The following is a 12,279-nucleotide window of genomic DNA, read 5'->3' on the forward strand; positions in this document are numbered from 1 at the left end:
CACGTTGCGGAGGCGTCGTGCGGAGCAAACGCTACGACAGACAATGTGGACTGAGCGTCAAATGATAAAATCAAGGTCCAGGTCAAGGCCAACACCCGCCGTAAAGCCCGGCTCATCCGGCAATGATGTACCGACAGCGTTGAGTCGGGCGATAAAAGCCTGCAGGCACACTTTCGTCTCGGCAGGCTTTTTCAGTCTGTTCATCAATCTGTTGATGCTGGTGCCGCCGCTCTACATGCTGCAGGTCTATGATCGCGTCATCACCACGCGCAGCGAAGCCACGCTGCTGATGCTGACGCTCATCATGGTCTTCCTCTTCGTGGTCATGGGCGGCCTGGAAATCGTCCGCTCGCGGCTGCTCGTGCGAGCCGGGAACCGCCTGGACACGCTGGTCAGCGAACAGCTCTATACCGCGATGTTTCGCCGGGGGCTGTCGGCTGCCGGACGCCAGACGGCGCAACCGCTCAGCGATCTCTCCAGCCTGCGTCAGTTTCTGGCCGGTAACGGCCTGTTCGCTTTTTTCGATGTTCCGTGGATACCGATCTACATCGGTGTGCTGTTTCTCTTCAACGTCTGGTTCGGTGTTTTCGCCATCGGTGCCGCCAGCGTGTTGCTGATCATGGCGATCGCCAACGAGTACGCGACCCGAGGATTACTGGCTCAAGCCAATGGCGACCACATTCAGGCCCAGGCGCTGGCCAATGCCAATCTGCGCAACGCCGAGGTACTGCACGCCATGGGCATGCTGCCCGGCATTCGACGCCGCTGGGCGACGCACCATCAGGCATTTCTTCTCAAACAGTCGTGGGCCAGCGATCGGGCCGGCACCTTCTCCAATGTCTCCAAGGTGCTACGCCTGCTGTCCCAGTCTCTGATCCTGGGGCTCGGTGCCTTGCTGGTGCTGGATGGCGCCATCAGCCCCGGCATGATGATCGCTGGCTCCATTCTGATGGGGCGAGCGCTGGCGCCCATCGATCAGATGATCAATGCCTGGAAGGGCTTCGTGGCTGCGCGCAGCGCCCACCAGCGGCTCCAGACGTTATTGTCCGAAACGACTGACGAACAAGAGCGCATGTCACTGCCCGTGCCACAAGGAAAAGTCAGCGTTCAGCATCTGACGGTCGGCCCGCCGGGTGCGCGCACGCCGGCACTGAGTGGTATCGATTTCGACGTCGAGCCGGGCGAGCACATTGGCATCGTCGGTCCCAGTGCTTCCGGTAAATCCTCTCTGGCGCGTGCGCTATTGGGGCTATGGCCGCCCCTGGCTGGCAAGGTGCGGCTCGATGGTGCCGACATCACGCAGTGGAACCGTGATGAGCTGGGGCCTCATATCGGCTATCTGCCCCAGGATATCGAACTGTTCGAAGGCACCATCGGCGAGAACATTGCCCGTTTCGGTGAGGTCGATTCGGCACTGGTGGTCGAAGCAGCCAGGCGGGCGGGTGTGCACGAGATGATACTGCAGCAACCCGAGGGCTACGACACCGTCATTGCTGACGCCAGCGGCTCGCTGTCCGGTGGCCAACGTCAGCGCATCGGGCTGGCTCGGGCACTCTATGGCCAGCCGCGATTGGTGATCCTCGACGAACCCAACTCCAATCTCGACGACAGCGGTGAGCGAGCCCTGGGCGAGGCGATCGAGAGACTCAAACAGGACGACGTCACCCTGTTCATCATTTCCCATCGCACGGGGATTCTCAGGCGAGTCGATCGCCTCCTGGTGCTCAAGGAAGGGAAGGTCGCAGCCTCCGGCCCCAGCCGGGAGCTACTGGGAAAACTGGCGGGACCGCCGCGAACAGCGGCCAGCGACCAGCCTTCTAACCACGGTGCCTCTATGCCTTCTCGGGCCACGATCAAGGGTGCGAGGGGGAGCGAATGATGCGCAAGAAGACGAAGACCTCGGCGCCTAGCTATACCGATGGTGGCCAGCAAGCCAAGGGCAGCGATACCCAGGACTCGATCCTGCGCCAGCATCGGTTGCCTACCAGCGGTCGTCGCGCGCAATGGGTGGGGATGGCGATTCTGCTGGTCGCCTTTGGCGGCTTTGGCTCATGGGCGGCGCTGGCGCCCCTGTCGGTGGCGGTCGTGGCGGGCGGTAGTGTCTCGGTCGAAAGCTTCAAAAAGACAGTACAGCATCTGGAAGGGGGTATCGTCGTCGCCATCAATGTCGAAGACGGTGACGACGTGGAAGCCGGCGATACCTTGATGGTGTTGGACGATACGCAGGCACGCGCGCAGCTCGATATCGCCCGCGCCAACGCTTTCATCGCAGGGGCTCAGGAAGCGAGGCTGCTCGCAGAGCAGCGTGGCGACACCGATCTGGCCTTCTCCCAGGCGCTACGAGAGATGGCGCAAGGGAACGAACGCTTTGGGCAGATCCTGGATGTCCAGCGCAGCCTGTTCTTCTCTCGGCGCAGCTCGCTACAAGGCGAGATCGCCTCGCTCGAGCAGCAGACCAGGCAATTTCATGAGCAGATCGATGGCCTGCGCCAGACCAGTGGCATCGATCGGCAGCGTATCGACTCCCTGCGCGCGGAGATCGAAGATTACCAGTCGCTGTTCAAGGAAGGTCTTGGCAACAACCAGCGCATCCGGGAGCTGCGGCGCCAGGTGCTGCAGTTCGAATCCGACATCGCCCAGGCCAAGGCACAGATCGCCCAGCTACAGTCGAGAATCAGCGAAAACCGTTCTCGTATCGAAACCCAGCGCCAGCATTATCAGCGCGAACTCGGTGAGCAGCTACGTCAGGCTCAGGCGCAACTAGCCGATGCCAGCGAGCGCAGGGTTGCACTCAGGGATCAAGTCAGGCGCACACGCATTCTGGCCCCGGTCACTGGCACCGTTGTTGGGCTGGATATCCATACGATCGGTGCAGTGGTTAAGGGCGGCGAACCGCTGATGAGCATCGTGCCCAAGGGCGGTGGCTTTCTGATCGAAGCGCGTATCCCCTCGCAAGACATCGACAGTATCTACCCTGGCCAACCGGCCGAAATCCGCTTCAGTGCCTTCAACCAGCGCCGTGCGCCGGTGGTGGCGGGTGAAGTCGAGCATGTCTCTGCCGACAGTTTCGAGGATGAAAGTACGGGGGTGAGTTATTACCGAGCGCTGCTGCGTGTTTCCCCGTCAGGGAAGAAGGAGATGACCGATGACATGCGGCTGCTCTCCGGTATGCCCGCCGAGGTAATGATTCAGACCGGAGAAAAGACCTTGCTCGACTATCTCATCCAGCCTGTCGTCGACATGCTCCACCGTGCCATGCGCCAGGACTGAGGAGGCCGCGTGATAACGTCGATATCCCGGTCGAGATGCCTGGCCCCAGTCTTGCTCGCTGGCGTGCTGATGGCTGCCCCGAGTGCCAGTGCGGACTTTTTCGCGAACATCGCTCGTAGCTCGGTCATTGCTCCAGAAGACGGTGAGACCTGGCGCACCTCGGGGCAGTTACCGCTCACCGCGACACCTGTCGAGCGGCCTGGCACACCATTGCCTGGCGATGATGCCGGCGATGGGCAGAGCGAACTACCCTCGCTGCCGCAACTGTTCGCACATGCGCTGGAACACGAAGCGTCGCTGACCAGCCAGCGCCTGCGTGCCCAGGCCGAAGGGCTCGAGGTGCCGCTCGCCTGGGCGCGATTCAAGCCCCAAATCGATGCCAGTCTGTCGCGCAGTTACACCCGAAGCCGCAATATCTACACCGACGGTAATGTGCAGAGCTGTATCGATGACCCCGAGACAGGGGTGCCCGCCGCTGGTGAGGCGTTCGAGCGGCGCTGCCAAGGGATCGCGACCGATACGGATCGACGGCTATCGCTGTCGCAGCCGCTCTTCTCGATGGAGCGAGTACGCCAACTGCAAAAGGCCAATCGCCAGCGAGATGCTGCCTGGTTACAAGTCGAGACCCATGAGCGAGATCTGGCGCTGCAAGTTGCGGAAACCTATCTCGATAGCTTTTATTACGCGCTGCGTGTCGACCTGCTGGAGAGCAAGCGCGAATCGCTCGACCTGCAAGTCCGGCAAGCCCAGCGAGCTTATGATCTCGGCATCGGTGATCGTATCGACCTGCTGGCGGCACAGGCCGAGTTCGACCGCACGCTGGCCGACATCGCTGCCGCCCGTGATGACGTCATCGACTCCCTCACCGCGCTGGAGCGCTTGACGGGTATTACGGTAGATTTCGACGGTTTCGTGCTACGTGAACTCCCGGTCGATGGCTTCGAGCCGCCAGTGGTACTGGCCAAGTTGAAAGATAGTATCGCCAACAACGCCGATGTAAGGCTGGCCGAAGCGCGCCGGCGCCTGGCCCATGCCGATATCGACACTCGCCGGGCCGATTACTACCCCGAGCTGACGCTGGGCCTCTCCTATTCGAAGCGTGACAGCGACGACCCCTATCGTGACAGCGAGGATAAGCGCGCCACCCTGCAGGCCAGCGTGAACCTCTATCGTGGCGGCTACACCCAAACCCGGGTACGGCAAGGAACACTGCTCGAAAAGGCGGCGATGGCGGACGTTGCCAACGCGCAACGTCAAACCTGGGAACAAATACGCCAATATCGACGCAGCATCGGCGCTGATATCAAGCGCCTCCAAGCGCTGGCGCGATCGATCGACTCCGGAGAGCTCTATCTCGAAGCGGCTGACAAAGGCGCGGCCCTGGGTCTGCGCGATCTCGTGGACGTACTCGATGCCCGCGCCGATCTTTACACCCAGCGTATCCAGTATGTCGAGGTCTTCCGCCGATGGTTGCTCGATCGTCTCAAGCTGGAGGCTGCCGTAGGCGATCTCGATACCAACGATATGGTTAATGTCATGCGCCAGTTGAATCACATCGTGGCGCGGCCAGCGACTGGATGAGGCATGGCTGTTAGTCGCACGCCGATATCACGGCGGGTTTTGTCGGCGCTCTGTGTGTCGCTGGTATAGGTCATTGGTCTGGCTTGTAGCTGTGCCTGCGGTAAACTCGAGAGCAGCGGCTGTCGGCAATGTGCCGGCAGCCGCTGTGTTTTGAGTAGCCGTCGGTCAAGGATAGCGGGCCAACGCAAGCATTCGGAGGGAGACAGCGACATGCGATCTCACCCTATCAAGGTCGATGTGGCGATCATCGGCGGCGGCCTGGTCGGCGCCAGCCTGGCCTGCGCGCTGGGCGAGCTGGCCCGCGAGGCGGGGCTGCGCATCGCGATCGTCGAGGCCCAGCCGCTGCCCGCCACGGATACGGCGCCGTTGCAGCCCAGCTTCGACGTGCGGGCCAGCGCCATCGCCTACGGCTCGCGGCGCCATTTCGAGCGTCTGGCGTTGTGGTCTGCCGCCGAGGGCGAGGGCATGGCGGCGCAGGCCACGCCGATCCGCCATATCCATATCAGCGAGCGCGGCCAGTTGGGGGTGACCCGGCTGCACGCCGAGGATGTCGGCAGCGAGGCGCTGGGCTATGTGATCCCCAATGCCTGGATGGGTCGGGTGCTGCACCGCCGGCTCGCCGAGCTGCCACTCGACTGGCACTGTCCGGCCCGGGTCGAGGCGCTCGACGCTACCCCCGAAGGCTATCGGCTGACCCTGGACGACGGCCAGAGGCTGGAGGCCGGGCTGACCGTGCTCGCCGACGGTGGCCGCTCCGGCCTCAAGGAGCGCCTGGGGATCGAGAGCGCGCACCACGCCTACGATCAGAGCGCGCTGATCGCTACCGTCGAGACCAGCCGGGCGCATCAGGGCTGGGCCTTCGAGCGCTTCAGTAGCGAGGGGCCGATCGCGCTGCTGCCGCTCTCGGGGCGGCGCATGACGCTGGTGTGGACCTTCGAGCAGGGTGCCGAACAGGCCGCGCTGGCGCTCTCCGACGATGCCTTTCTGAGCCGGCTGCAGTACGCCTTCGGTGATCGCGCCGGGCGCTTTCAGCGGGTCGGCCAGCGTCACGCCTATCCGCTGTCGTTGGTCACCGCGCGCGAGACGATCCGCCCCGGCCTGGCGGTGCTCGGCAACGCCGCCCATGCGCTGCACCCGGTGGCGGGGCAGGGCTTCAACCTGGCTCTGCGTGGGGTGATTGACCTGGCCGCCGAGATCCAACGTGCCCGGGCCGAGGGGCGCTCGCCAGGGGATGCCAGCGTGCTGGCGGCGTTCGAGGCGCGGCGCAGTGCCGACTATCGCCAGATCGTGCGCTTCAGCGACGGCTTGATCCGGCTGTTCGGTCTGAACTATCCGCTGATGGGGCAGGCGCGTGGGCTGGGGCTGAGTGGGCTCAACGCCCTGGCGCCGCTCAAGCGAATGGTGGCGAGACGAGCCATGGGGCTCGAGAGATGACGACGAGCAAGACGGGAGATCCGACATGACACAGCCAACCAGCGACGTGCTGATCGTCGGCGGCGGGATGGTCGGCGCCACGCTGGCGCTGCTGCTGGGCGAGGCCGGCTGGCGGGTCGCGCTGTTCGATGCCGCGCCGCCCGCGGAACGGGCGACGCCGCCGGGCGAGGGCGCACCGGCCCTGCGGGTGAGCGCGCTGACCGCCGCCTCGCAGCGGCTGCTGGTATCGCTCGGCGTCTGGCCCTGGGTCTCCGCCCGGCGCGTCGCGCCCTATCGCCGCATGCAAGTGTGGGACGGTGAGGGCGGCGGCGAGATCGGCTTCGATGCCGATGACGTCGGCGTCGAGGCGCTGGGCCATATCGTCGAGAACGATCTGCTGGTCGCCGGGCTCGAGGCGCGGCTCGAGGCGCTGCCCCAGGTCACCTGCCTGCGCGGCGTGCGCCTGACCGGCTACACCCGCGAGGCGGGGCAGGCGGTGATCACCCTGGACAGCGGCGAGCAGTGGCGCGCGCCGCTGGTGGTGGGCGCCGATGGGGCTCACTCGCCGCTGCGGACCCTGGCGGGCATCGCGCTCTCCGCCCGCGATACCGGCCAGGCGGCGGTGGTCACCAGCGTACGCTGCGAGCATGGCCATGCGGGCACCGCGCGCCAGGTCTTCCTGCCCAGCGGCCCGCTGGCGTTTCTGCCGCTGGTGATCGATGGCGCAGCGCACCACTGTTCGATCGTGTGGTCGACCACGCCGGCGGAGGCCCACCGGCTCACCGCACTGGGCGAGCAGGAGAGCGGGCGTGCAGCGCTGGCCGGTGAGCTCGAACGGGCCAGCGACGGGCGCCTGGGGCGGCTCGAGGTGATCGATGCGGCACCCCACTTTCCCATCGTGCAGCGCCACGCCAGCGACTATGTCGCCGAGGGCCTGGCGCTGATCGGCGATGCCGCCCACACCCTGCATCCGCTGGCCGGGCAGGGAGTCAATCTGGGGCTGATGGACGCCGCGGTGCTGGCCGAGGAGTGGATACGCGCCCGCCAGCGCGGGGCTGAGCCCGGCGACCCGCGCATTCTGGCGCGCTATGCGCGGCGCCGGCGCGGCGAGAACGCGGCGATGCTCGCCGCCATGCAGGGTTTCCAGCGGCTCTTCGGCAGCCGTCAGCCGGCGCTGCGGCTGGCACGCAACTGGGGGCTCTCCGGGGTCGACCGGCTGCCGCTGCTCAAGCGCCTGCTGATCCGCCAGGCGCTGGGCGAATATGGCGACGTGCCACAGCGGTGTCGCTAGTGTGTGTCATCAGACGGCTGCCCATGGGCAGCCGTCTTGCTAGATAACTCGTCCAGGGAGCGCCGGCGTGCCGCTCAGGGGGTCGCGGGCGTGGCGGCAGGCGCAGCGCTCGGGCGTTTGACCACGTTGAGCGCCTTGAGCAGGTTGAGCGCTTCGCTCAACTGATAGTCGTTGGCGGCGATAGGCGTCTCCGGGGCGTTGCGCTGCGCACTCGGGCTGGCGTTCTGCAGGTGGCCGCGCAGATCGGACTCGCGCAGCTGGAAGCCGGGGGTATCGTCGACCTCCAGCCGGCCGCGCACCACACGCACGTCTGGGGTGATACCCTCGGCCTGGATCGAGCGCCCGCTCGGGGTGTAGTAGCGCGCCGTGGTCAGCTTGAGGCCGTCACCGTTGCCCAGCGGCAGTACCTGCTGCACCGACCCCTTGCCGAAGCTCTGGGTGCCCATCAAGACCGCCCGCTGCTGATCCTGCAGCGCACCGGCGACGATCTCCGCCGCCGAGGCGCTGCCGCCGTTGATCAGCACCACCAGCGGCACGTCCGGCGCCAGGGTGGCAGCGTGGGCGGTGAAGCGCATGTCGTCGTCGACCAGGCGGCCCTTGGTGTAGACGATCAGCCCGCTGGAGAGAAACTGATCGGCGACTTCGGTGGCGCTGGAGAGTACGCCGCCGGGGTTGTTGCGCAGGTCCAGTACCAGCCCCTTGAGCGGCCCCTTGGCGGTGAGCGCTGCCAGCGCCTCACGCGTCTGGTCGCCGGTACGGCTCTGGAACTGGCTGATGCGCAGGTAGCCGTAGCCGGGCTCGAGCTCGCGCTGGGTGACGCTCTCCGACTGGATCGACTCACGCTGCAGGTCTAAGGTGCGCGGCGTCTGCTCGCTGTCGCGCAGGATGGTCAGCTGGATGTGGCTGCCGGGGTCGCCGCGCATCAGGTCGACCGCTTCCTGCAGCGTCAGGTTCTCGGTGGGCGTGCCGTCGATGGCGACGATACGGTCGCCGGGCTGGATACCCGCCTTGGCCGCCGGGGTGTCGTCGATCGGCGAGATCACCGTGAGCTGATCGTCGCGCAGCCCGACCTCGATGCCCACGCCGCTGAACTCGCCCTCGGTGGTTTCACGCAGCGCCTCGAAGGCATCGGCATCCAGATACTCCGAGTGTGGGTCGAGCTGGCTGAGCATGCCGCGCATGGCGTTGCGCAGCAGGGTCTTGTCGTCGACCTCCTCGACGTAGGCGCGCTTGATACGTTCGAAGACCTCGGCGAAGGTCTGCACGTCCTTGACCGGCAGGTCGTCGTCGGTGGGCTGGCGTGTCGCGGCCGGTTCGGCGGCCAGCGCCGCACCGGGAATGGCCAGGGCCAGGCTCAGGGCGCAGGCGGCGGGGGCGAGCCACCGGCGACGAGCCAGGGCATTCGGGCGGGTGGATGTCATGCGGTCTCCGCGACTCGGGCTGGATGAGGGGCCGCTGGCGCCGACGGGGGCTGCCACCCGGCGCTACGTGGATGCGATTGTCCGGATGATGGAACGGCGTTTTATAACCCCAGCATAGCCTCTCCCGGGGCGGATGTTAACGCGGCGCAAGAGCCCATTTCCAAACCCTCCGACGATGGGCGCCGGGGGCAGGGCAAAGCGAGGGTCCTTTGTCAGGGATGGCAAAGGTAGCGCCCAGGGAGGGGTTCACAGTGCCCTCGCGGCGCCCTGCCGCCGGATAAGCTCATGTCGTCTAGCGGTCGCGAAAGACGTTCTAGCATGTGAGGGGCTCAGCGCTTGGCCATCCAGCGGTTGGGGTTGATCGGCTCGCCGTTCTGGCGCACCTCGAAGTAGAGCGCGGGGCGGGTCTGGCCGCCGGTGTCGCCCACGGCACCCACGGTCTGGCCGTTGGAGACCTGCTGGCCGGGGGTGACCGTGAACTGCTGCAGGTGGGCGTAGAGGGTGAGCACGCCATCGCCGTGGTCGAGGATCAGCAAGTTGCCGAAGCCGCGCATCCAGTTGGCGAACACCACGCGCCCGGCATGCACCGCCTTGACCGCGCTGCCGGCAGCGGCACCGATCAGCACGCCGTTGCGATCGACCCCGTCACCGTCGCCATAATTCGAGAGCACGCGCCCCTGTACCGGCCACGGCAGATCGCCGCGGGTCTTGCGGATGGCGGTCGAGGGCGGCGGCTGCTTGAGCTTGGACAGCTCCTGCTGCATGCGATCGAGCAGCCGCTCGACGTGGGCGCGGTCCTGGTTGAGATCCTCCAGCCGTGACTGCTCGCTGGCATAGCGCGAGTCGAGCTTGGCGACCAGCGTCTGGCGCTCGCGCAGGCTGGTGGCCAGGCGTTCGCGCTGCTGGTCGAGATCGCGCTGCACCTGATCGAGACGCTGGCGGCGCTGGTCGATCGCGGCGAGGTTCTGGTCGAGCTGACGGTTGAGATCGCGCAACTTGTCGAGGCGTGCCTGGCGCGCCTGCGAGATCGCATTGAGATAGTGCTGCAGACGATCGACTTCGGCGGGGTCGTCCTGATTGAGCAGCAGTTTGAGCTGCGGCGTGGTGCCGAGCCGATAGAGCGCATCGAACTGCTGCGCCAGGGCCTGGCGCTGGCGGTGGCGTTCGGCGTCCAAGGTCTGGCGCTGGGCGCTGAGTGTGGCCACCTGGTCGTCGAGGTCGTGGCGCTCGTCCTGGAGCGCATCCATGCGCTTGTGGATCGCGCCGATCGCGGTCTCCACTGTCTCGAGCTGGCCCTGGGCGTCGCCGCGCGCCGCCTGGGTCTGCTTGAGCTTGCCCTGCAGCGCTTCGATGTCGGTGGCCAGGCTATCGAGACGCGCGCGCGCCTCCTGCGGGTTGGCCTGACCCCACACAGGGCCGGCCAGCAGCAGGCTGCCGGCCAGCACGATCACCCCCAGGCGCAGCCCCCCGCGCGTCACGAGCGCCGGGGTCCTGCGGTGTCACGTTGCACTACCACCATGCCCGCGTCAGGCCCCCTTGATCAGCACGTTGCCGGTCATCTCCTCGGGGACCGGCTGGTGCAGCAGGTGCAACAGCGTCGGCGCGAGGTCGCACAGGCGGCCATCCGCCTGCAGCGCGGTCGCGTCGTCCTGGCCATCCCGATGCACGTAGACCAGCGGCACCATGAAGGTGGTGTGGGCGGTGTGCGGGTTGCCGGTCTTGGGGTCGGTCATCAGCTCGGCGTTGCCGTGGTCGGCGGTGACCAGGCACTCGCCGCCGGCCTTCTGGATCGCCTCGACCACCCGGCCGAGACAGACGTCGACCGCTTCCACTGCCTTGGTGGCGGCGTCGAGATCGCCGGTGTGGCCGACCATGTCGCCGTTGGCGTAGTTGCAGATGATCAGGTCGTACTTGCCGCTTTCGATCGCGCCGACCAGGGTGTCGGTCAGCTCATAAGCGCTCATCTCCGGCTTTTCGTCGTAGGTTCTGACGTCCTTGGGCGAGGGGATCAGCTCGCGATCCTCGCCGTCGAACGGCTCCTCGCGGCCGCCGGAGAAGAAGAAGGTGACATGGGCGTACTTCTCGGTCTCGGCAATGCGCAGCTGCTTGAGCCCGTGGCTGGCGGCGACTTCGCCCAGGGTGTTGACCAGATCCTTGGGCGGGAAGGCGACCGGCGTGTCGATGTCGTCGGCGTACTGGGTCAGCATCACCAGCCCCTCGCCCGCGAGCTTCAGCCGCTCGCCGCGGTCGAAGCCGTCGAAATCCGGATTGACGAAGGCGCGGGTCAGCTCGCGTGCGCGATCGGCGCGGAAGTTGAGGAACAGCGCGGCGTCACCCTCGGCGATGGCGAGCTTGTCACCGTTCGGGCGTACCGCGGTGGCGCTGACGAATTCGTCGGTCTCGCCGCGGTCGTAGGCCGCATCCAGCCCCGCCTCGGCGCTCTCGGCGATCTGATCGGCCTCGCCGAGGGCCACCAGACGGTAGGCTTGTTCGACCCGGTCCCAGCGGTTGTCGCGGTCCATGGCGTAGTAGCGGCCCACCAGCGAGGCGACGAAGCCGTTGTCGCCGCCGACCAGCTCGGCGAGCTTGGCGTTGGCGCGCTCGATCGAGGCACCGGCGCTCTTGGGCGCAGTGTCGCGGCCATCGGTGAAGGCGTGCAGGTAGATACGCTTGGCGCCGCGGGCGGCGGCGAGCTCGGCCACCGCCAGCAGGTGATCTTCGTGGCTGTGTACGCCACCCGGCGAGAGCAGCCCCATCAGATGCACCGCGCGGTCATTGGCGATGGCATCGTCGATCGGCGTGGTCAGCGCCGCGATCTCGCCCAGCTCGCCATCCTCGATCGCCTTGGTGATCCGGGTGAAGTCCTGGTAGACGATGCGCCCGGCGCCGATGTTCATGTGGCCCACTTCGGAGTTGCCCATCTGCCCCTCGGGCAGACCGACATAGGGGCCATCGGTGTGGATCAGGGTGTTGGGGTAGTCGCGCTTGAGCCGATCCATCACCGGCGTCTCGGCCCTGGCGACCGCATTGGCGGCGCTATCGTCGTTCTGGCCGTAGCCGTCGAGAATCAAGAGCGCCACGGGGCGCGGCGTGGAAGTCTCTGCCATGACAAGCCTCGGTAAGATCGGATGAACGAAAAACATACAGGGTGACGATACGCAGGGCAGCGCGGCGGGCACGCCCCGGCCTCGCAGCATAGCGCACCCACGGGAGATAGCGCACCCGCGGCATCGGCTCGGCCGGCGTGCGCCTCGTCTCGGCTGCCGCCTCGTGTATAATGGCCGGCGCCCGAAAACGGGCCGT

Annotated in this window: 8 protein-coding genes; 5 read left to right on the forward strand and 3 right to left on the reverse strand. The window is 66.4% G+C overall.

The window, feature by feature from the left end; translation table 11 throughout:
• The first annotated feature begins 43 nt into the window (after nt 1–43).
• The 5 genes from ABV408_RS00375 (at nt 44) to ABV408_RS00395 (ending at nt 7,555) form a co-directional block, all read left to right on the forward strand.
• On the forward strand, nt 44–1,879 hold the full coding sequence (locus ABV408_RS00375; RefSeq protein WP_353980577.1) for a type I secretion system permease/ATPase: 1,836 nt from the start codon (nt 44–46) through the stop codon (nt 1,877–1,879).
• Nucleotides 1,879–3,270: an HlyD family type I secretion periplasmic adaptor subunit gene (locus ABV408_RS00380; protein ID WP_353980578.1), complete on the forward strand. Its 1,392-nt coding sequence runs from the start codon at nt 1,879–1,881 to the stop codon at nt 3,268–3,270. Before ABV408_RS00375 ends, ABV408_RS00380 begins: the two co-directional genes overlap by 1 nt.
• A gap of 51 nt (nt 3,271–3,321) precedes the next feature.
• Nucleotides 3,322–4,851 carry a TolC family protein gene (locus ABV408_RS00385; RefSeq protein WP_353980579.1) on the forward strand — a complete coding sequence of 510 codons (1,530 nt, stop codon included), beginning with the start codon at nt 3,322–3,324 and terminating at the stop codon, nt 4,849–4,851.
• A gap of 210 nt (nt 4,852–5,061) precedes the next feature.
• A complete protein-coding gene (ubiH, locus tag ABV408_RS00390; protein WP_353980580.1) occupies nt 5,062–6,285 on the forward strand; it encodes a 2-octaprenyl-6-methoxyphenyl hydroxylase in 1,224 nt (407 codons plus the stop codon).
• Between the two features lie 25 nt (nt 6,286–6,310).
• A complete protein-coding gene (locus ABV408_RS00395) occupies nt 6,311–7,555 on the forward strand; it encodes a UbiH/UbiF/VisC/COQ6 family ubiquinone biosynthesis hydroxylase (RefSeq protein WP_353980581.1) in 1,245 nt (414 codons plus the stop codon).
• 74 nt (nt 7,556–7,629) lie between these two features.
• Here the strand turns inward: ABV408_RS00395 and ABV408_RS00400 are convergent, their stop codons facing one another.
• The 3 genes from ABV408_RS00400 to gpmI all read right to left on the reverse strand — a co-directional run bounded on the left by ABV408_RS00400 (nt 7,630) and on the right by gpmI (nt 12,083).
• Nucleotides 7,630–8,976 (reverse strand): S41 family peptidase, encoded by a 1,347-nt coding sequence (locus tag ABV408_RS00400; RefSeq protein WP_353980582.1) that lies wholly within the window; start codon nt 8,974–8,976, stop codon nt 7,630–7,632.
• Nucleotides 8,977–9,305: 329 nt separating this feature from the next.
• Nucleotides 9,306–10,454, reverse strand: coding sequence for a peptidoglycan DD-metalloendopeptidase family protein (locus tag ABV408_RS00405; protein ID WP_353980583.1), 1,149 nt, complete (start codon nt 10,452–10,454; stop codon nt 9,306–9,308).
• 48 nt (nt 10,455–10,502) lie between these two features.
• Complete coding sequence (gpmI, locus tag ABV408_RS00410) at nt 10,503–12,083, reverse strand: 2,3-bisphosphoglycerate-independent phosphoglycerate mutase (protein WP_353980584.1); 1,581 nt, start codon at nt 12,081–12,083, stop codon at nt 10,503–10,505.
• Nucleotides 12,084–12,279: the final 196 nt, after the last annotated feature.

This window comes from Salinicola endophyticus, from assembly GCF_040536835.1.
Taxonomy (GTDB): Bacteria; Pseudomonadota; Gammaproteobacteria; order Pseudomonadales; family Halomonadaceae; genus Salinicola; species Salinicola endophyticus_A.